The following is a 20,158-nucleotide window of genomic DNA, read 5'->3' as shown; positions in this document are numbered from 1 at the left end:
GCGAAGGCCGGGCCGGAAGGCCCGGCCTTCGCCCGTTCAGAGCAGCAAATTCTTCAGTTGCGTCGTTCCGCTTCGCTGTGTGACCCCACGAGCGCGCTCCGGTGCGATATCACTGTTCCGGGAAGCGTTCAGCGATCCCGAGGCGACGAAACGGGTCACACAGCAATGACGACGAAGCGACGTGGGAAAAGTCGCGAGATCGCCCGGTCGGCGATCTCCGTGCTCAGCGAACACGGGGTCCGCAACGCACGACTCGCTGACATCGGTGCGGGTCTCGGCATGACCGGGGCGCACCTCCTCTACTACTTCGAGAGCAAGACCGACCTCTTCATGGCGGCCTTACGGATCGTCGAGTCCGACCTGAGGGAAAGAGCGGTGGCCGCGTTCGCCGAACTGGCGACGGCCCAGGAACGGTGGCGCTGGCTGGTCGACGCCGCCGCGCCGAGCGGCCTGCGGGACAGCAACCTCATGATGTGGCTCGAGGCCTGGTCGGAGGCGGTTCACGACCCGGCGGTCCACAAGCTCATCACCGAGCTCGAGGACGGCTGGCAGGGGCTGGTGCGCGAGGTGCTGGAGTACGGCGTCGCGACCGGTGAACTGGAGCCCGACCTGGACGTCGAGACGTTCGTCGAGGGGTTCTCGGCGTTGCTCGACGGGCTCACGATCCGCGCGGTCGTCGGCTACCGTCCGGTCGACAAGGGACGGATCGTCGAGATCTGCAACACGTTCGCCGCTTCCCAGCTGCGCTGGAACACCCCGGCGGCGGTCTAGTCGGGCTGCTCCAGCCGGTTGACGCGATCCCGCAGGTAGCGGGTGTGGTCGGTGAGACGCTGTGCGTCGGCGGCGTACACGGCTGCCGCGATCCGCTCGACGTCGGCGCGGATCAGCTCCAGCTGCGCGGCCAGGTCGTCGGCCGGCTGCCCGGACCCGTACCACCGTGGCAGCGCGAGGTAGGTCTCCAGCGAGATCGGCAGGTCCGACCGGACGACCCGGGTCACCCCGTACGCCTGGTCGGGGGCCGCGGCCAGGGCGTCCGGCCGGTCCAGCAGCTCGAACAGCAGCGCGGCGACGTCGCGGACCGCCGCGTGCGCCCCGTCCGGCAGCCGTCCGGCCAGCGGGTCCAGCCGGGCGAGCAGCGTGCTCAGATCGCGGCGGATCGCGCCCGCCTCGTCGGCGGCGTCCGGACCGGACGCGACGAGGCGGACACGGGCCGGCGGAGTGGCCAGCACCCCGGCCGCGTACAGACCGACCGGGAGCACCCACCACCAGGCACCGCCGAACCCGGCGACGGCGGCGCCCAGCCCCGCCAACCCGCCGGCGCACCCGACGATGTTCTTCCGGGAGCCGAGGAAGGCCACCGCTCTACTGGTACCCACGGATCTCCTTGAAGACGGTGGTCAGCGAGTCCGTCCTGGCGTCGAACGTCCGCCCGCCGGTCATTCCGGCGACCTCCTTCATCTCGGCCTCGCGGCTCTCCCCGAACAGGACCGGGTAGACCGGGATCGCCCGCTGGGCCGCCGGGTAACCCGCGAACGTCCGGCGAAAGTCCGGGAGCTCCGGGCCCTCGGTGTTCTCCCCGTCGGTCATCAGGACGATCGACGTGACCGGTCCGTCCGCGGACGTGCGCGTGCGCAGCAACGCGTACGCGCGGTCCAGCGCCCGGTACACGGCGGTGTCGCCGCCGATCCGCAGGTCCTCGATCGCGGACCGGATCCGGGCCAGCGCCGCGTTCGGGTCCCCGGGCGGCACGGTCACCGTGACCGGCGCGGCCACCGTCGAGGAGAACGCGAGCAGCGTGACCTCCTCGCGCGAGCGGAACCGCGCGAAGCGTCCGGACAGCGACGAATCCGCGCCGGTCAACGCCGTCAGCGCGGCCTGCAGCCCGGCGATCCGGTCACCCTTCATCGAACCGGACGTGTCGAGCACGTACACCGTGCGGGACGGGCGGCGGATCTCGTCCTGATACGCGGTCAGCAGCGCGTCCACGGCATCGCGGCGAGCCGGGAACGGCAGCTCGACGAGGGTCCGGCCGCGCAGCGGCTCGGGGAGCGGGACGGTCGGGTCGATCGGACGGCGGCGGGTCGTGTCCTGGATCTCCCGCTGCCGGTCCGGCGAGCGCAGTTCGTCCACCACCCGGGTGAACGCGTCGCGGGCCGCGGGCTTCGCCGAGGTCAGCAGCGTCAGCGGATAGTCGGCGGTGACGACCCCGTCGCTCGGGTAGACGATCGTCAGCGGCTCCGGCAGGTTCGCGGTGGCGTTCAGCGACAGCAGCACCGACTCGTAGTTGATCAGCCCGTCGACCGGCCCGCCCGGTGCCTTCCCGGTGGCTCGCTGGGCGAACGCGTCGGCCAGCCAGCCGGACGAACCGGCGGTCAGCGCCTGCCCGGAGAACAGCTTCGTCAGCTGCGGGCCGACCTTCGCGACGTCGGCGGTCGTCAGCGCGTCACCGGACCCCGACAGTGCGGCCGCGACACCCACCAGTGCCGAGAACCCCGAGTTGGACGCCGACGGGTCGGTCATCCCGAACGTGAACTTCTTCGACGCCGCGGCCTGAGCGATCTCCGACCACGCCACCGGCCGCGCGTCCCACCCCAGCGACCGTGCGACCGACTGCCGCAGGCCGAAGACCACCGGGGACGTCATGATCTTCTGCTGCGCGCCGAGCCGGTTCCGCGCGCCCGGCACCAGACCGAGGTAGCGGTTGGACGAGAACCAGACCGCGTCGTAGCGCTTCTCGGCGGTGCCGTCGGCGACCGCCTGGGCACCGTCCAGCGTCCCGACGTACTCCAGTTGCACGCGCACGCCGGTGCGGGACTCCACCTCGTCCAGCACACCGTCGAGGTCCTCGAGCTCGCTACCGGCCAGGACGCGCAGCGTCCCGGGTGCGCCGGGCGTGCTCGCCCGCGTCGGCTCCGGCTCCTGCGGCTGACCGGTGCACGCCGCCAGTACCAGGATCAACGCGGCGACGCCGAGCCGGCGCACGGTCAGCTCTCCAGCTCGTTGCGCCGCGACCGGCCGAGGTGGTCCGACGCCCGGCGGAGCTCGGTGTCGAGCGTCTCGACGGTCGTCGCCATATTCTCCACGGCGCGGACCTTGAACGTCTCGATGCTGTCCAGGGTCTGGTAGATCTGGTCGAACGCGGCCTTCAGCGTCGCGACACCCACCGCCGGGTCGGCGGCCAGCTGCTGGATCTGGCCGCTCTGCTGGGCGAGCATCTCCGCGTTGGTCCGGATCAGGTCCTCGGTGGTTCCGCGTAACGCGGTGACCTGCTCGATCACCTGCTTCTGGTGCGCGAGGGCCTGAGCGATCGTCACCGCGACGCGCAGCGCGGAGACCGTCGTCGTGGCGGCTCGCTCGACACCCTTGATCAACTCGTCGTTGCTGCGCCGGATCGTGTCCATCGCCAGGTAACCCTGCGCGCACACCGCCAGCTGCACGAGCAGATCCTGGTACTTCTGCCGGACCGGGAACAGCACGTCGGCCCGGAGCGCGTCCGCCCGCGCCGGGTCGCTGACCGTGGCGATCTTCGCCTCGACCGCGGCGTCCAGCGCCTGGGCCAGCACCGCGTACTCCTGGAGCTTGGTCATCGTGTCCCAGAGGCGGGTCCGCTCGCCCTGGATCGCGGCGTTGTCCCGGCGCAGTTCGTCCTGTCCGGACCGCAGCGCGGCGACGATCGTCGTGATGTTCGCGTTCGCCGACTGGTACCGGGAGACCAGGTCCCGCAGGCGGTTGCCGAACGGCAGTTTGGAGAGCAGCCGGCGGGGCTTCGCGCCGACGTCGCCGGGGTCGAGGTCCTCGACGACACGGCGCAGTTCGACGAGGTTACGCGCGACGCGCTGCTGGGCGTCGGCGCCTTCGCCCTTGGCGCCCGCCAGCGACGTCAACGACCGGTCGAGCATCCGGTTGGTGACCTGGGCCGCGGTCCGGACGTCACGGTCGCCGAGCGTCGCGACGTCGTTCACCCGGGTCAGGAACTCCGGGCTGCGCGGGTCGGCGTCGGCGACCGACTCAGCGAACGACGCGGCGCGCTCCTCAAGTTCGGTGCGGACCGAATCGGCGATCGGCACCAGCGTCGCGGCCCGCTCGGCCGGCACCGCCGGCACCGGCTCGGGCGCGCTGAGCACCAGCGGTTCCTCGGGGGGAGTCAGCGTCAACGAAGATCCTCTCAGCGGTTGTAGGCGTCGGCGATCGCGTTCAGCAACCGCTCGGACGTCTCGTAGGCGGGTGGCTCGACGACGTCCACCAGATCACCGGCGATCGGCGCCGCGGCGGGGCCCGCGCGGTCCAGCACGGACCGGAAAGCGCCGGGGGACGCCGTGCGATAGCCGTGCTCCGCGGCCAGCGCGGTGAGCGTCGGGTCGCTGGTGAGCAGCTCGCCGACCTGGTCACCGGCGGGGGCGAGCGGCACCAGCGTGTGCTTGGACAACACGGTCGGCGAGGGGTAGATCAGCGTCATGTCCGGCCGGATCGCGCCGTCCGCCCGGTTCAGGCGTGCGACGTACTGGGCCTCGTAGATCATCACCAGCGGGGTCTTGCCGATGCCGGTGGCCAGATAGTCCTCGAACGGTCCCTCGGTGGAGTTGTCGGTGTACCCCTGCCCGAGGAACAACTTCGACAGCGTCGGCAGCACCCGCTTCTCCGCTGCCTTGTCCTGCACGACCGCGTCGCCGTTGAGCACGTAGGACGCGATCGCCGCGTACATCGCCGCGGAGTTCGACGACCGCGGGTCGGTCGTGGTGACCAGCACCGACTTGCGAGCCGGGTAGTCGGTGTTACCGGGAAGCGCGTCCCAGCGGACGCCGCGGGCGACCAGGTCCAGGTACTTGGCCATGTCCAGCACGGAGTACGTCCCGGTCCGGCGGACGACGCCCGCCGCGGTCAGCGTCCGGACGATCGGCGCGAACGTGGCCACCGCCATCGGCGAGGAGAACGGTGTGTAGACCCGCTGGACCGACCGCGCCCGCTGGAGCTTTTCCGCGGCCGGCGAGCTGGACGGGAAGGCGAACTGGTAGCGGTCGAGGTCGACGGTCGTCGCGATCTCCCGTGAGCCCGCCGGATCCACCTTGATGACCAGGCAGTGCGTGGCGAACGCGTCGCGTACCCGCGGATCGGCGAAGAACGCGGACTTCTCGGAGCCGACGACCCCACGGACGATCGTCGTCGAACCGCAGTCGCCGGCTGCGGCCTTCTCGTCGGTCCCCTGGTCGCGGCCGGCGACCGCGACGAACACCACCCCGACCACCAGCACCGTCGCCATCCCGATGCCGAACCACCGTCTCACCGGATCCTGTCGCCTCTCGGTCGAGAACGCGCTGCTCAGAGCGCCTACCTCGATCGTGGCGTGACAGCGCCAGCGGAAGCGGGTCGGACGGCCAACGGAGGGCCACCACCCGGCGAACGTTCGGTGAACCCGGGATGATCACACCACCCGGCGGAGCGGAACGATCGAGGTCGCGGTGAACCGGTAGGCCCACACTGTCGGATCGCGGACTTCGCCGCGCTGGTCGAACCGCACGCGCGCCGTGAGTCCTTTCCGGTCGTACCGGTCGACGGCCTCGAGCACGGCCGCCCGCGTGGACCGGCCGGTGCCGATCGCGGCCAGGAACACGGACGCGGCGTCGTAGGCCTCGGCCGCGTAGATGCCCGGGTCGGCGCCGAACTTCGCCCGGTGCGATCGGATGAACGCCGCGTCGGCCTTCTCCGGTGGCGAGCACGGGCAGAGCGTGACCGTGCCGTCGCCTGCCGAACCCGCGTACTCCAGGAAGCCGGTGTCCTTCACGCCGTCGCCGGTCACCATCGGCGCGGTGACGCCCGCGGCCGTGAGCTGCTTGCGCATCAGCCCGGCGGAATCGAAGTAACCGCCGAGGAAGACCGCGTCCGGCTTCAGCGCCGCGATCCGTCCGACGACACCGTCCAGAGCGGTCTGACCGACCGCGAGGCTCTCCCGGCCCACCGTCCGGCCGAGCTCGGCGACGACCTTGTCGGCCAGGTTCTTGCCGTAGTCGGAGCCGTCGTCGACCACGACGATCCGTTCCGCGCGCAGTTCGCCGTGCAGGTAGGACTTGGCCGCGGGTGCGGTGGCGTCGTCGTCGCCGATGATGCGGTGGAACGTCTGCCAGTTGTTGTCGGCCAAGCTCGGCGCGGTGGCCGAGGGAGTGATGAACGGGAGGCCGGCCTGCTCGAAGATCGGGCCGACGGCCTTGGTCTCCGAGCTGAAACTGGGGCCGACGGCTCCGACCAGCGCGGTGTCCGCGACGGCGCGCTGGGCGACGTCCGCCGCGGTGTCCTGGGTGCCGGTCGTGTCGTACGTGGACAGCGTCACCGTGCACGAGGGGTGCTCGCGGTTGTAGGCATCGACGGCGAGCGTGGCGCCGCGGAAGCTGCTCTGTCCGAACGTCGCGAAGTCGCCGGTGAGCGGCCCGATGACCGCGAGGCGGCGGCCGCAGGCCGGTGGCGGTTCGGAGACCGTCGGGCTCGCAGTGGGGGAGCCGGTCACGCCGTCGGACGTGTTGTCGTCGTTGCCGAACTGGGTGACGCCGTACGCGGCGCCGGCGACGACCAGCACGAGCGCGACGGCGGCGGCTAACGCGGCCACCAGGCGCCCCGACCGGCCCGTAGACGTAGCCGGCGCGTCGGCCACTGGCGCGGCGGCCCCTGGCACGGGGGCCCTTGGCGCGGGGGCCCCTGGCGCGGCGGCCCCTGGCGCGGGGGCCTTGGGCGCGGGGTTGCGCGGCCCGGAGCTACCCGGCGTGGGGGCGCCTGGCGCGAGGCCACGCGGCCCTGGGCTACCCAGCGCGGGGGTGTTCGGCGCGAAGGTGCTGGGCGCCGGGCTGCTCGGCGCGGGGTTGCTCGGCGCGGGGGTGTTCGGCGCGAAGGTGCTGGGCGCCGGGTTGCTCGGCGCGGGGTTGCTCGGCGCGGCCGGGTAAGGCCGCAGGGCTGTGATCGGCGTAGTGCCGTAGGGCGGCGGGGCCTCGTGGGCCCGCGGGGCGGCCTGGTGGTCGGGGACCGGTTCGGTCGCCGCGTCGTCGCCGGGCGGGGCCTCGGCGGGCTGAGCGGGCGCGGGGACACCGAGGCTGCCGCGGGCGACCACCAGCTCCGGGTTCTCCACCACGGTCGGCGTGATCCCCAGCCGCTGGAACAGGAGCGTCGAGGCGAGCGGCATCCGGCTGGGTCCACCCACCAGGAACAGCCCGTCGACGTCGTCCGCGGTCACCCCGGCAGCTCGCATCGCGTTGCGGGTCGTGTTGACCGTGCGGTCGAGCACCGGCCGCGCCAGACGTTCGAGCTGTTCCCGGCCGAGCGGGACGTCGTCGTCGAGCAGCGGGATGTGCACGGTCGCGGACGACGCCCGGGACAGCAACTCCTTGGCGATGCGGATGTCGTCCCAGAGCAGCCGGGCCGCCCGCCGGTCGGTGGCCGACTCGGGCCACTCCAGGCGGTGCCAGTAACCGGCGGCGCGTGCACCGAGCGCCGCGCCGAGGTAGCCGAAGATCGCTGCGTCGATGTCGAGGCCGCCGACGTCGCCGAGTCCCTCGGTCGCGGTGGCGGTGAAGCCGCTCTCGGTGCGGCGCATCACGGTCGCGTCGAACGTGCCGCCGCCCAGGTCGTAGACGACGACGCTCCGCCCCGGCCGGATCGTCACGTCCGGCAGGGCGAGGAACGCGAACGCGGCAGCCACCGGCTCGGGCGTCAGCCGGGGCGCGCGGATCCCGGCGATCTCCGCCGCGCGTGCCAGCAGCGCGAGGCGCCGCGGCCCCCAGCTGACCGGGTGGGTGAGCGTGACCGAGCGCGGCGGCCGGCCCGCGACCCGGGACGCCTCGGCGACGACGCGCGCGAGCACCGCCGCGATCAGGTCGGCGACCGGCAGCTCGGCGTCACCGAGGAGCACCACCCCGTCGTCGACGCGGCGTTTCGGGTTCGGTTCGAACCGCTCCGGACGCGAACGGGCGGTGTGGGTCGCGTCCCGCCCGGTCAGCAGCCGGCCGCCGGGGTCGGCGAACACCGCGGACACCAGCAGCGGCGAACCGTCGAAGAGCAGCGTTTCGATCGGTCCGTCGCCGCGGCGGATCACTGCGACGGTGTTCGAGGTCCCGAAGTCGACGCCGAGATCCGGCCCCTCCCCGGACGACCCGGGTGCCTGCCACCCCGGCGTTGAGTCTCCGGACTCGGTCATGGGGCGCAGAGTAGCGTCCGCCGCCGCTCACGAATCGCCGAGCCCGGGCGGCCGCCGCGGGCCCGGCCACATAGTGCTGTTTGCGGGGCGCCGAAACAGCAACATGCGCCCCGCCTCGCCGTGCGGCCCCGCTGCGGCCCCGCGCACCGCGCTGGCGCCCCGCGCCCCGCGCGCGGCTCCGCGTTAGCGCTCGGCGGCGAGGCGGACGCCGAGGCCGATGAACAGGCCGCCGGTGGCGACGTCGATCCGGCGCCGGGCCGCTCGCCGGGCCCGGAGCCACCCGCCGATCCGTCCGGCGAGTACGCCGACCGCGCCGTCGACCAGGAACTCCAGCGCGATCAGGATGACGCCGAGGATGAGGAACTGCAGCCAGATCCGCCCCAGCGACGGGTCGACGAACTGGGGCAGGAACGCGATCGTGAACGTCACCATCTTCGGGTTGAGCAGGTTCGTCGCCACGCCGTTGAGGTAGGCACGCCGTCCCGAGATCGAACCACCGCCCTCCGGGAGGTCGTCGGTGCTCCCCTTGCGGTGCCGGATGATCTGGACGCCGAGGTAGATCAGGTAGATCCCGCCGACGACCCGGACGACGGTGAACGCGACCGGTACGGCGGCGAACAGCGCGGTCAGCCCGGCGGCGGCCAGCGCCACGTGGATCGCCTCGCTGGTCGCCACGCCCGCCGTCGCGAGCAGCCCGGCCCGCGGGCCGCCCCGCATGCCGCACCCGAGGACGAACAGCATGTCGGGCCCGGGCGTGATCATCGCGACGAGTGTGGCCACCGTGAACAACGCGAGCAGGTGCAGATCAATCATGGCCGGATCCTCACATCCCGGTCACCCGCCCCGCCCCCGAATTTGCCCGCGCCCAGCGCGAGTGCCCAGCCCCCGCGCCGAGCGCGGACGGTTCAATCCACCACCGGACTCCGCCGTTCGATCAGGACGACGTCGCGCCACACCCCGTAGTGACGCCCGATCCGCTCGCGAGTGCCGACCACCCGGAACCCACAGGCGACGTGCAGCGCCAGGCTCGCGGCGTTCTCCGGAAAAATCGCCGACTGTATCGTCCAAATACCGGCTTTTTCGGTGGAGGAGACCAGTGCGTCGAGCAGGGTCCGCCCGACGCCGCGCCCCCGCGCGTCCGGATGCACGTAGACGGAGTGTTCGACGACCCCGGCGTAGACCGGGCGTCGGGACACCGGGCTGCAGGCGACCCAGCCGAGCACGGAGCTCTCGACCGCGACGAACCGGTGGGCAGGCAGACGGGCCGCGTCGAACGCGGTCCAGTCCGGCACCTCGGTCTCGAACGTGGCCTGCCGGGTCTCGATGCCGAGCCGGTAGACCTCCAGCACCGCATCCGCGTGATCCGCGGTCATCGGAACGATCTGCACGCTCCGCACGCTACGGCGTCACTGCCCAGAACCCGTGAACCTATTTGTGCCCCGCCCCGTGTGAGCGTCGGATCACCCAGCATGAGGGGCCATCGTGACAGTCCTGAGCCTTCAGTTCGACGCCTTCGGCGCCCAGCGCGCCGACCGTCGCGTCAACGTGCGTGCCGTGCCGTCCGTCCGGGTGTCGGAACCCCAACACCACTATGGAACCGCCGTCGAGCGGCCGGGCGGCGAGGTGCCCTACAGTCAGGAGCGGTCTCGGGATGCGGCGCCACGAGGGGAGCGGTGGATGGTCCGAAGCGCTGGTCAGCGGCGAGCCCCGGCGGGGAACGAAGCGCTGATCCGGTCGCTGTTCGCCGAACACGGACGGGCATTGCTGGCCTACGTCACCCGGCTGACCGAGGACCGGGCGCTCGCCGAGGACATCGTCCAGGAGACGATCCTCCGGGCGTGGCGAAATCCGGAGGTCATGGTGAACGGCAAGGGTTCGGTGCGGGGCTGGCTACTGACCGTGGCCCGCAACATCGTCATCGACCAGTCCAGAGCCCGGGCCGCGCGTCCTCCCGAGGTGGCGGAGGTGCCGTACAAGCCTCCGGTGGCCCGCGACCACGCCGACCACGTGGTGAACCAGATGGTCGTGATGGACGCGCTGGAGCAGCTCCCACCCGAGCACCGGGACGTCCTCGTCCAGATCTACCTGCGGGGCCGCACGATCAAGGAGGCGGCCGACGCGCTCGGTGTGCCGGTCGGAACGGTGAAGAGCAGAACATTTTACGCGCTGAGAACCTTGCGCGACTCGTTCGGCGGGCGTGACGCGGGCCTGGGGATGGTGACCCGATGACGATGCCCCACGGACACGTCGACATCGCCGGGTATCTGTTCGGCCTGCTCGACCCGATCGAGTTCCGCCGCGTCGAGGAGCACCTCTCCACCTGCCCGTCCTGCCGTCACGAGGTGACGGTCCTGCGCGAGATCGAGAACGCGCTGGACGACGTCCCGCCGGAGCTGTTCCTCGACGGCCCGGACCCCGAGGCCGACCTGCTGCTCCAGCGCACGCTGCGAGCGGCACGCGAGGAGACCGCGTCCCGCCGATCATGGGGGCGGGCGGTCCTCGCCGGTGCCGCCGCGGTGGTCGCGATCGCGCTCGCGGTGGGCGGCGGTGTCCTGCTCGGACGCTCCGGCGAGCCGCAGCAGGTCGTCGCTGACCCGTTCCCGTCCGCGACCGTGGCGGGCACCCGCACGGTCAGCGCCACCGACCCGGACACCGGCGCGGAGATGACCGCGCAGATCATCCCGGCCGACGGCTGGGTCCGGGTGAACGCGACGCTCAAGGGCATCAAGGCCGGCGAGGAGTGCCGGATGATCGTGCACCGCAAGGACACCGGCGAGGAGATCGCCAGCAGCTGGGTGATCTCGCAGAAGGCGGCGTCCGCGCCCGGCGGCTGGCCGATCACCGGCAACGCCGCGATCGCCCCCGAGGACGTGGACTCGGTCGAGATCAAGACCACCGCCGGTCGCCACCTCGTCACGGTCGACCTCTGAGCGGTGGCCTCGATCGAGGACGTCCGCGCGATCGCCCGGCCGCTGCCACGGAGTTACGAGGTCGTCGTCCGCGATCGGGTGAAGTTTCGCGTCGGGAAGATCGTCTATCTGGCGTTTTCGCGGGACGAGACCGTGCTCGGGTTCGCGTTCCCTCGTGAAGAGCGCGGAGCGCTCCTCGCGGCACGGCCGGAGGTGTTCCTGCCGCCGGACCGCTCCGACGAGCGGTTCAACTGGCTCCAGCTCAGGCTCGCCGCCGTCGAACTCCCCGAGCTCGAAGAACTGGTGTTGGACGCCTGGCGAATGGTCGTTCCGAAGAAGGTGGCCACCGCTTACCTCGCCGGGCGCTGACCGTGCGGCGGGGAGGCCGCTTAGCGGGGGGCGCTAGGGTCGGGTGGGTGTCGGAGTCCGTGTCACCGCCCCCCGCGCCCGCCGACGAGGACGCGCCACCCGCGCCCGACGGCCCGGATGCGCCCGACGGCCCGGATGCGCCCGAGGGCCCGGATGCGCCCGAGGGCCCGGATGCGCCCGACGCCCCGGGCGCGCCAGACGGGGGCCTCGGGGAGCCGGATGACTCGGTGGAGTGGATCGTCGACTCCGCGCGGCAGCCGAGGGCGCCGCACCGGCGCACCCGGCGCACGATCGTGCTGCTGGCCGCCGCGCTCGTCGTCCTCAGCGTCTTCTGCGTGCTCGGCGCGGTCACGTTCAGCCGCGTCGTGCACCGCGACCCGCCCCCCGACGTGCACAGCGCGGCGATCATCCGGGCCAAGGACACCGCGGCGCAGCAACTCGCCGGATCGCTGGCGGCCGTCACCCCGAGCGGCGTCACCCCGCTGGGGCTCGCACGCCACGAGGCCTGCCAGCGCGGGTCCCGCGGCCTGCGGCGCACCTGGGACGACTTCAACTGGCTCTGCGCCAGCCGGCAGACGGTGGTGGTGGAAGCCCCCGTGACCGGCCTCGAGGCGGCGCTCCGGGAAACCCGGAATCAGCTCATGCTCGCCGGCTGGTCCGTCCTGGGGGACAACATCGCCTCCGAGCTGTCGGTGACCGCCGAGCCCACCGAGATCGAGATGCCCATCGAGACGACCCCGGCCGTCGAGCCACGAGCGCCCGTCGCCACGTACGTGGCCGAGTTCGAGCGGGACGGAACACGGCTCGCGGTGCACTTCGGCCGGACCGTCGAGGAGGCCGTCGCGGTCGTCGAGGCCCTGCAGGACGTCGACGTCGGCACCGACATCGGCTCCGGCGACCCACCGGAGTGGGACCGCCGCGCCCCCGCCCTCGACCGCGTCCCGCTCCAGTACGCCGCATCCCGCTACGGCGGAACGTTCCTCGTCGTGACCGTCCAGCGCGAATGGTTCCGGAACTAAGATGTCCGGTATGACCGACGAGCGATGGCTCCGGGAAGCGGTACGGCTGGCGGCGGCCAACGCTGACGCGGGGCAGCTGCCGTTCGGCGCCGTCGTGGTCCGCGACGGCGAGACGCTGGCGACCGGCGTCAACACCGCGCTGACCGACCGCGACCCGACCGCCCACGCCGAGGTCGCCGCGGTCCGTAACGCGTGCCGTGCGCTCGACGTCCTCCACCTGACCGGCGCGGTCGTCTACTCCAGCTGCGAGCCGTGCGCGATCTGCCACGCGGTCGCGGCCACCGTGGGCGTCACCGCGCTGGTGTACGCGGCGCCGAAGGAGCTGATCCCCGACCTGCGGTACCCGGCGCCGCCGGACAGCGCCCCGCTGGCGGTTCCGATGCAGGCGGCGCTGCGGGCGCTCGCACCGGAGCAGTTGCGGCACGTCCCGACGCCCGGCGCCGACGAGCCGTTCCGGCGATACCTGGCGGGGCTGCCGTGAGACTGGGGCTGCCGTGAGACTGGGGCTGCCGTGAAACTGGGGCTGCCGTGAAGTTGGGGCTCAACGTCCGGAACTTCGGCCCGAGCGCCGACCCGAAGGGTCTCCGCGCCTGGGCGCGGTTCGCCGAGGATGCCGGGTTCGCGCTCGCGATGATGTCCGACCACGTCGCGTCGACGCCGGACGTCGACGAGACCTACCCGGCGCCGTTCTACGACCCGTTCACGACGATCTCCTGGCTCGCCGCGCTCACGACGACGCTGGAACTGGGCACCAGCGTGACGATCGCGCCGTACCGCCATCCGCTGCAGACCGCCCGGGTCGTGGCGAACATCGACCGGTTCAGCGACGGCCGGTTCGTGCTCGGCGTGGCGTCCGGCTGGTCGGAGCCGGAGTTCGCCGCGCTCGGCGTCCCGTATGCCCGGCGCGGCGCGATGACCGACGACCACCTGCGGGTTCTCGTCGACTTCTGGACCAGGGAACGGATCTCGCACGACTCGGAGTTCGTCACGTTCACCGACGTCGCGACCGGCCCGGCGCCGGTGCGCAGGCCGCACCCGCCGATCTGGGTCGGTGGCGCGGCGCCGGTGGCGATCCGCCGCGCGGCCCGGTTCGGCGACGCCTGGCACCCGGCCAACCCCGACCTGACCTGGCTGCGGGACATCGGTCTCCCGGCGCTCCGCGACGCCGCCGCCGTGCTCGGCAAGCCCGCACCGCCGGTGGCGCCCCGCGTCCAGCTCGACGTCCGGCAGGAGCACGTCGAGCTCCCCGACCGCCCGGCGGGCACCGGCACGCTCGAGCAGATCGCCGCGGACCTCGACACAATTGCGGCACTCGGTGCGAGCTATGTCGTGCTCGACACCAACCCGGGCGATCCGCACGACCGGCGCTCGCTGCGCGAGGACTTCTACGTGCTGGAAACCGTGGCCCGGCACTGGCGTGACCAGCGCAGTTGACCTCTACCTAGATTGAGATCGTACGGTCGTCACGGCGTCCCGGGAGCAGCGTCCGACCTCCCGGGACGCCGCTTGTTGCGCGCGAATTGCTGGCGGATGTCGGGATGGTTCGGTAGGCATCTGGTGTTCAGGCCGGTAAGTGGGTGAACCAGAACTCGTCGGGCGACGTGCTCACCTGGTGAACTTCTGTCGCACCCATGCGGTGACCTCTGCCGAGCTCGCATATTGCTCCGGACCCGACAGTGGAAGGTGGTGACCGGTGACCACGACCGCTCCGGCGACCGTTCGTGTTCTCGCACGGGCCAAGCTCCCGACCCGGCACGGCGTCTTCGACGCCGTCTGTTTCTCCGGCGCTGACGACGTCGAACACCTCGCCCTCTCCATGCGGACGCCGCCCGCCGGGCCACCGGGCGGCGAACCGCCGCTGGTACGCGTGCACTCCGAGTGTTTGACCGGGGAGGCGCTCGGATCGCAGCGCTGTGACTGCGGTGACCAGCTCGACACCGCGCTCCGGCTGGTCGCGGAGGAAGGCCGGGGCATGGTCCTCTACCTGCGGGGTCAGGAGGGGCGCGGGATCGGCCTGGCGCAGAAGATCCGCGCATACGCGCTGCAGGAGGCCGGGCTGGACACGGTCGAGGCGAACCTGGAGCTGGGGGAGCCGGTCGACCGGCGCAGCTACGGTCCGGCCGCCGCGTACCTGCGGCAGATCGGGATCGAGGAGATCCGGCTGCTGACGAACAACCCGGACAAGGTCGCGGCGTTACGCGCCGCTGGGATCCGGGCCGCCGAGGTGCACGCGATGCCTGCCGCGGCGTTGCCGGCCAACGAGGCGTACCTGGCGACGAAGGCCGAGCGGATGGGGCATCGCGGACTACGGCCCGGCGAGCAGCCGCTGTCCGGCAGCGCGGACTAGGTCTCCGATGGAGCGGGTCACGGGTCACCGTGGCCCGCTCCGTCGTGTGCTGCCACGCGCAGAAGGCTGGCGCGCGCAGAAGGCTGGCTGCGGCGCGCAGAAGGCTGGCTGCGGCGCGCGGAAGGCTGGCTGCGGCGCGCGGAAGGCTGCTGCGGCGCGCGGAAGGCTGGCTGCGGCGCGCGGAAGCGCGTAGGAAGGATGTTGGTTCGCCGAAGCAACCGTACGGCCCTCGGTGAGGAGAGTCGATGACGTCCGCTCGCGCCCTGCATCCCCGACACGGCACCCACGAGCCGGTGCACGGAACGCCCGCCCGGCGTCCCGGGTCGGTACGCCGGACCAGCACCGTCGACATGCTCCGCCCGGACGGGCTGACCGGCCGCGTGGTCGTCGACGCGCGGGCCCGTGACCTCCACACCGATGCGGATGGTTCGCACTCGGCGGCGACCACCCGGATCGACGCCGAGGTCGACTACGTCGGTGGCTGGACGCTGCGTACGCTCTCCGCCGACCCACCGGACGACCGGCTCGCCGCACTGGTCGGGGTATCGGTGGCGAGCGGGTTCCGCCGCCGGGTGCAGGAGACGCTGCCCGAGCACTACGCCAACGCGACCCTGCTGCACCTGCTGCTCGACGACTTCCCGGTGGCGACGCTGGTCAGCGGCGTGGCGTTGTCCGCCGCTGGTGGGTTCCGGGCGAGCGGCGAGACGCTGGACCGGGTGGCGCGGGCCGACCTCTGCTCGGGCTGGCGCACCGGAGGGACGATCATGCTCGGGATCACGCGGGATCGGATGATCCCGGCGGTGACCGGCCCGGACGCCCCAGATCCCGCGGAGCCTTCTCGCGATTCGATCGTGCCCGCGTCGGCCGGGCCTGGCTCGGCTGGCACGGACTCGGCTGGCCCGGACTCGGCTGGCCCGGACCCGGACCCGGGCTCGGGCGGTCGGGTTGTGCCGGGCGTGCCGGGCGTGCCGGCGTCGGCGGCGGAGGCGTGGGACCCGGTGGCGTGGGACCCGGTGGCGTGGGACCCGGTGGCGTGGCATGACCGGCCGGACCTGCCGCCGCACGCCGTCCGGCGGGCGCGGCGGCTGGACCTGTGGTCGGCCGACGGGCTGCTCGAGCTCGACAGCTGGTACCGGGACTCGCACGTCGACGCGGACGGAAGAGAATCCGTGATCCACGAGTGGGCGGTGCGCGGAACCGTGGATCCGTCCGACTACCGGATCCGGGCGATGACCGCGACGCCGCGCGTGCTGCCGTGGGTGGAGTGCCCGTCGTCGGCGGCGAGCGCCGAGCGGCTGGTGGGTAGGGACGTCCGCGAGCTCCGGCCGTTGGTACGGCGGGAACTCACCGGGATCTCCACCTGCACCCACCTCAACGACCAGCTCCGCCAGCTCGCCGACGTCCCGGGGATGGTGGGGTTTTCCACAGTGCGGTAGTGCGGAGTACCTGGTCAGCCGGGTGGTCGGCCCCATGGTCCGGCGGATCGGCCGCTCATAGCGTCCTCAGCATGACCTTTGTGGACGAGGGTGGCCTGTCCGGCTGGGCAGTGGAATTGATGGAGACGCTCGGCGGCCCCGGCGCCGGGGTGGCGATCGCGGCGGAGAACCTGTTCCCGCCGATCCCGAGCGAGGTGATCCTGCCGCTGGCGGGGTTCGCCGCGAGCCGCGGCGAGCTGAGCCTGGCCAGCGCGCTGATCTGGACGACGATCGGCTCGCTGGTCGGCGCGTTGGCGCTCTACGGGCTCGGTGCCGCGTTCGGGCGCGACCGGCTGCGCGCGGTCGTGGACCGATTGCCGCTGGTCAAGCTCGCGGACGTCGACCGGGCCGAGGCGTGGTTCGCCCGCCACGGCGCCAAGGCGGTGTTCTTCGGGCGGATGATCCCGATCTTCCGCAGCCTGATCTCGATCCCGGCGGGCGTCGAGCGGATGCCGCTCAGCCGGTTCCTGCTCTACACGACCGCGGGCAGCGCAATCTGGAACACGGTGTTCGTGCTGGCCGGCTACCAGTTGGGGGAGCAGTGGTGGCGGGTCGAGGAGTACGCCGGGTGGTTCCAGTACGCGGTGATCGCGACCGTAGCGCTCGCGGTGGTCTGGTTCGCGGTGCGGCGGCTGCGACGGGGGACACTGGTCCGGTGAAATCCCTGTCCGGTCGGCTGCGGCCGTTCGTCGGCGTCGCGCTGGGTGCCTGCACCGGGCTGGTCGCGCTCGGGTACCTGCTCGCGGCCGGTGCGGCGGTCGCGCTGACCGCGGGGCGGGCGCGGCCGCGGCTCGGAGCGGTGGCCCGCTGGCTGGCCGAGATCGATCGACGCCGGGTCGTCCGCTTCTACGGGCCGACCACCAGCGGTGCAGTGACCACCGCCGGGGCCCTGGCCTACCTGGCAGCCCGGGTAGCGGTCGGGCTGTTCGGCGGACTGCTCTACGGGCTGCTGCTCTGGGGCGGGGTGACCGTGCTCGTGCTGTGGATCGGCTGGATCCTCGGGTGGCCGGTCGACGGGATCGAGGCGACGCCGCTCATCGTCGCGTACCTGATCGGGCTCGCGGCAGTGCTCGCGTTCCTCAACCTGTCCGGGATCGCGGCGCTGGCCAGGGCCGACCGCTGGGTCGCCGTGCGGCTGCTCGGACCGGGCCCGCGCGAGGCCTACGAGCGGCGGATCGCCGAACTGTCCACCGCCCGGCTCGAGGTGGTGGCGGCGGTGGACGCCGAGCGGCGTCGGATCGAGCGGGACCTGCACGACGGCGTCCAACAGCGGTTGGTGGCGGTAGGGATGCTGCTCGGGCGAGCCCGGCGCCTGCCGCCGGCCGACGGCCGGCTGTCCGACCTGCTGCGGCAGGCGCACGACGAAGCGGCGGACGCACTGGTCGAGCTGCGCGAGGTCTCCTGGCGGGTGTTCCCGGCGGCACTGGACGCCGGGGGCCTCCCGGTCGCGCTGGAGACCGTGGCCGACCGCTCACCCGTTCCGGTGACGCTGAGCGTGGAGCTGGACGAGCGTCCGGTGAGCGCGGTCGAGACTGTGGCATATTTTGTGGTCAGCGAGGCGGTGACGAACGCGATCAAGCACGCGGCGGCGTCCCGGGTGGATGTCGCCGTGCGACGGACCGGCGAGGAACTGCGGGTCGTCGTCCACGACGACGGCACCGGCGGCGCGGAGCCCTCGGGTACCGGGCTGACCGGGCTGTCCCGGCGGGTGTCGGCGCTCGACGGGCGGTTCCGCGTGGACAGCCCGGCAGGCGGTCCGACGACGATCGAGGCGGTTCTGCCGTGCGTTTGATGCTGGCCGAAGACTCCGCGCTGCTGCGGGTGGGGCTGGAACGATTGGTGGCCGACGAGGGGCACGACGTCGTCGCCTCGGTCGGAGACGCCGACGCGCTGCTCGCCGCGGTGGCCGCCGGGCCGCCGGACGTCGTCGTGGTCGACGTGCGGATGCCCCCGACGCACACCGACGAAGGGCTGCGGGCGGCGTTGCGGATCCGGGAGCGGTGGCCGGCCGTGGGGGTGCTCGTGCTGTCCCAGTACGTCGAGAAGCGGTACGCGGCGGAGTTGCTGGGCAGCACCGCATCCGGGATCGGCTACCTGCTGAAAGATCGGGTCGTCCGGGTGGAAGAATTCCTCGACGCCCTGAACCGCGTCGGCGCGGGCGGTGCGGCGTTCGACCCCGAGGTGGTACGGCAACTTCTGGCCCGCCCGGCCCACGCCGACCCGCTGGCGGCGCTGACCGGCCGCGAGCGCGAGGTGCTCGGCCGGATGGCGGAGGGGCAGACCAACGGGCGGATCGGAAGCGAGCTGTCGATCTCGCAGAGCGCGGTCGAGAAGCATGTGAATGCGATCTTCGACAAGCTCGGACTGTCGGCGGAGGGCGGTTACAGCCGCCGGGTGCTCGCCGTGCTGCGTTACCTGGGTGCGTGATCGGTGGCCGGGCGTTCCGGTAGGCAACGCGGCGTCCGGTCGGACCATGAGGGCTAGAGGTTCGTGTTGCCGCCCTCGGGCGGGTGGTCGCCGCGGATGCTGGAGCCGGGTCGTCGGGCGACCGGAGCGATGCCGACGAGCTGGCGATGACGTGCGTCCGTCTGGGCCCGGCCGGGTGCAGATCAGCGATCCGGCGCATCGCCAGACCGGGTGGAGGTCACGTCGTGGCCCTGAGCGCGGGTGGCCGCGACGGACGCGCGCCAATCGGGGCGGGCACGCGTCCGTGGCGCCAGACACTGGCATCGAGAGGTGGCAGCCACGTGACGACGAGACCTGCGAAGGAAGCGGTCGACCGCGCGGTCCCGTTGACGTCGGCTGGCCTGATGACAGCACTCCGCAGGTCATCCGAGGGGCCGGTCGGCGCGAACGTCATTCTGTTGCCTTGTCATCGACCCGTCAGGTCTGCACGCAGTCGTAAGTTGCGGTCGTCCAGGAGGTGTTCGCGGTGGTTGACCAGGAGCCGGACCTCGCGTTGAGGGCCGTCGAGTACCGGGACGGGCAGGTCGGGCTCGCGTAGAACCGCGCGGGCGACGGCGAGGGCGTCGATCGGGTCGGACTTGCCGTGGATCCGGGTGGAGTCCCGCGCTTTGGCCAAGAGTTTCGTCGGCCGCCACCCGGGGACGGCTTCGGCCGCGGAGAGCAGGTCTTGGTCCAGGCGGCGGATCATGTTCCGGCAATCCTCGACCGCCCATCGCCGTCCCTGGACGGCGCTGTGTTGGCGGCCCAGCGCAGCAGCGCGAGCGGATCGGCGCGGGTGGCGCCAGTCGTGCGGGTGGCGATCAGCCGGTCGAGGTCGTCGATGAGGACCGCGGTGTGGGTGTCTCCTTGGTGAGCCGGAGGACACGAACCGATCGGTGGGCATGCCTGAGTGCCGGGCGGTGGGGTGCCGCCCGGCTGTTTTGGCTGTTGGGGTTGCTAGTCGGGTGGGTCGAGGATGGTGCCGTCGGGTCGGCGGATGGTGAGTTCTTGTCCGTCGAGTTGGAGGGTCCAGCCTTCGTCGTGGACGCGGTGGTGATGGAAACCGCACAGGAGGATGAGGTTGTTCATGTCGGTTGGTCCGCCGTGGGACTAGGGGATGATGTGGTGGGCTTGGGTCCAGTGGGGTGGCCGGGTGCAGTAGTGGAACCGGCAGCCCTGGTCCCGCACGACCAGGCCGCGGCGCATCGTGGGCGGCACCAGGCGGCTGCGGCGTCCGACCGCGATGGGGACGTCGTCGGGTCCGAGGACGATGCGGTTGATCGCGGCGTCGCAGGCGATCCGGTCGATGGCTTCGAGGGGGAGAGGGTCGCCGAGGTCGGTGCGTCCGCCGTCGCCGGGTCCGGGGACCCAGCGGCTACCGGGAACCCAGACCCGGGGACCACGGCCGGAGCCGCTGCCGG

General features: G+C 72.3%; 21 protein-coding genes and 1 pseudogene. 12 read left to right on the top strand and 10 right to left on the bottom strand.

The window, feature by feature from the left end:
- The first annotated feature begins 165 nt into the window (after positions 1 to 165).
- Positions 166 to 771 (top strand): TetR family transcriptional regulator C-terminal domain-containing protein, encoded by a 606-nt coding sequence (locus tag BUB75_RS43315; protein ID WP_073266623.1) that lies wholly within the window; start codon positions 166 to 168, stop codon positions 769 to 771.
- Here BUB75_RS43315 and BUB75_RS43310 read toward each other — a convergent pair.
- The 7 genes from BUB75_RS43310 to BUB75_RS43280 all read right to left on the bottom strand — a co-directional run bounded on the left by BUB75_RS43310 (position 768) and on the right by BUB75_RS43280 (position 9,546).
- On the bottom strand, positions 768 to 1,376 hold the full coding sequence (locus BUB75_RS43310; RefSeq protein ID WP_143175805.1) for a hypothetical protein: 609 nt from the start codon (positions 1,374 to 1,376) through the stop codon (positions 768 to 770). The two genes, BUB75_RS43315 and BUB75_RS43310, sit on opposite strands and share 4 nt — an antisense overlap.
- A complete protein-coding gene (locus tag BUB75_RS43305) occupies positions 1,363 to 2,982 on the bottom strand; it encodes a VWA domain-containing protein (RefSeq protein ID WP_073266619.1) in 1,620 nt (539 codons plus the stop codon). The genes BUB75_RS43310 and BUB75_RS43305 overlap by 14 nt, the downstream gene beginning before the upstream one ends.
- Before the next feature lie 2 nt (positions 2,983 to 2,984).
- Positions 2,985 to 4,154, bottom strand: a complete 1,170-nt coding sequence (locus BUB75_RS43300) for a toxic anion resistance protein (protein ID WP_218618128.1) — start codon at positions 4,152 to 4,154, stop codon at positions 2,985 to 2,987.
- Between the two features lie 11 nt (positions 4,155 to 4,165).
- On the bottom strand, positions 4,166 to 5,281 hold the full coding sequence (locus tag BUB75_RS43295) for a hypothetical protein (protein ID WP_073266617.1): 1,116 nt from the start codon (positions 5,279 to 5,281) through the stop codon (positions 4,166 to 4,168).
- A gap of 138 nt (positions 5,282 to 5,419) precedes the next feature.
- Positions 5,420 to 8,173 (bottom strand): ABC transporter substrate-binding protein, encoded by a 2,754-nt coding sequence (locus BUB75_RS43290; protein WP_073266615.1) that lies wholly within the window; start codon positions 8,171 to 8,173, stop codon positions 5,420 to 5,422.
- A gap of 183 nt (positions 8,174 to 8,356) precedes the next feature.
- Positions 8,357 to 8,986 carry a LysE family translocator gene (locus BUB75_RS43285; RefSeq protein ID WP_073266613.1) on the bottom strand — a complete coding sequence of 210 codons (630 nt, stop codon included), beginning with the start codon at positions 8,984 to 8,986 and terminating at the stop codon, positions 8,357 to 8,359.
- A gap of 92 nt (positions 8,987 to 9,078) precedes the next feature.
- Complete coding sequence (locus BUB75_RS43280) at positions 9,079 to 9,546, bottom strand: GNAT family N-acetyltransferase (protein ID WP_073266663.1); 468 nt, start codon at positions 9,544 to 9,546, stop codon at positions 9,079 to 9,081.
- A gap of 304 nt (positions 9,547 to 9,850) precedes the next feature.
- Between BUB75_RS43280 and BUB75_RS43275 the strand changes: the two genes are divergently transcribed.
- From BUB75_RS43275 to BUB75_RS43220, 11 genes are all read left to right on the top strand, one after another.
- A complete protein-coding gene (locus BUB75_RS43275) occupies positions 9,851 to 10,402 on the top strand; it encodes a sigma-70 family RNA polymerase sigma factor (protein ID WP_073266611.1) in 552 nt (183 codons plus the stop codon).
- Entirely contained in the window at positions 10,399 to 11,103 is a 705-nt protein-coding gene (locus tag BUB75_RS43270) for an anti-sigma factor family protein (RefSeq protein WP_073266609.1), read from the top strand. The genes BUB75_RS43275 and BUB75_RS43270 overlap by 4 nt, the downstream gene beginning before the upstream one ends.
- 3 nt (positions 11,104 to 11,106) lie before the next feature.
- On the top strand, positions 11,107 to 11,451 hold the full coding sequence (locus tag BUB75_RS43265; protein ID WP_073266607.1) for an MmcQ/YjbR family DNA-binding protein: 345 nt from the start codon (positions 11,107 to 11,109) through the stop codon (positions 11,449 to 11,451).
- Between the two features lie 47 nt (positions 11,452 to 11,498).
- Positions 11,499 to 12,470, top strand: coding sequence for a hypothetical protein (locus tag BUB75_RS43255; protein WP_178380135.1), 972 nt, complete (start codon positions 11,499 to 11,501; stop codon positions 12,468 to 12,470).
- Between the two features lie 10 nt (positions 12,471 to 12,480).
- Positions 12,481 to 12,951, top strand: a complete 471-nt coding sequence (locus BUB75_RS43250) for a nucleoside deaminase (protein WP_084742536.1) — start codon at positions 12,481 to 12,483, stop codon at positions 12,949 to 12,951.
- A gap of 47 nt (positions 12,952 to 12,998) precedes the next feature.
- Positions 12,999 to 13,904 (top strand): TIGR03619 family F420-dependent LLM class oxidoreductase, encoded by a 906-nt coding sequence (locus BUB75_RS43245; protein ID WP_073266599.1) that lies wholly within the window; start codon positions 12,999 to 13,001, stop codon positions 13,902 to 13,904.
- Between the two features lie 259 nt (positions 13,905 to 14,163).
- Complete coding sequence (gene ribA, locus BUB75_RS43240) at positions 14,164 to 14,817, top strand: GTP cyclohydrolase II (RefSeq protein WP_073266597.1); 654 nt, start codon at positions 14,164 to 14,166, stop codon at positions 14,815 to 14,817.
- A 245-nt stretch (positions 14,818 to 15,062) separates the two neighbouring features.
- Complete coding sequence (locus tag BUB75_RS43235; RefSeq protein ID WP_073266595.1) at positions 15,063 to 16,253, top strand: DUF2889 domain-containing protein; 1,191 nt, start codon at positions 15,063 to 15,065, stop codon at positions 16,251 to 16,253.
- A 71-nt stretch (positions 16,254 to 16,324) separates the two neighbouring features.
- Entirely contained in the window at positions 16,325 to 16,951 is a 627-nt protein-coding gene (locus BUB75_RS43230) for a DedA family protein (RefSeq protein WP_073266593.1), read from the top strand.
- On the top strand, positions 16,948 to 18,084 hold the full coding sequence (locus BUB75_RS43225) for a sensor histidine kinase (protein ID WP_073266591.1): 1,137 nt from the start codon (positions 16,948 to 16,950) through the stop codon (positions 18,082 to 18,084). The genes BUB75_RS43230 and BUB75_RS43225 overlap by 4 nt, the downstream gene beginning before the upstream one ends.
- A complete protein-coding gene (locus BUB75_RS43220; RefSeq protein ID WP_073266589.1) occupies positions 18,075 to 18,719 on the top strand; it encodes a response regulator in 645 nt (214 codons plus the stop codon). Before BUB75_RS43225 ends, BUB75_RS43220 begins: the two co-directional genes overlap by 10 nt.
- Positions 18,720 to 19,164: 445 nt before the next feature.
- On the opposite strand, the gene BUB75_RS43215 is transcribed toward BUB75_RS43220, so the two are convergent.
- The 3 genes and pseudogenes from BUB75_RS43215 to BUB75_RS43210 form a co-directional block, all read right to left on the bottom strand.
- Complete coding sequence (locus BUB75_RS43215) at positions 19,165 to 19,446, bottom strand: hypothetical protein (protein WP_073266587.1); 282 nt, start codon at positions 19,444 to 19,446, stop codon at positions 19,165 to 19,167.
- A 248-nt stretch (positions 19,447 to 19,694) separates the two neighbouring features.
- On the bottom strand, positions 19,695 to 19,826 hold the full coding sequence (locus tag BUB75_RS48365; RefSeq protein ID WP_281248464.1) for a hypothetical protein: 132 nt from the start codon (positions 19,824 to 19,826) through the stop codon (positions 19,695 to 19,697).
- Positions 19,827 to 19,847: 21 nt separating this feature from the next.
- Positions 19,848 to 20,158, bottom strand: a pseudogene (locus BUB75_RS43210) (DUF222 domain-containing protein); the annotation flags it as partial.

Source organism: Cryptosporangium aurantiacum (assembly GCF_900143005.1).
GTDB lineage: Bacteria > Actinomycetota > Actinomycetes > Mycobacteriales > Cryptosporangiaceae > Cryptosporangium > Cryptosporangium aurantiacum.
This window is presented reverse-complemented; position numbering and strand designations above follow the sequence as displayed.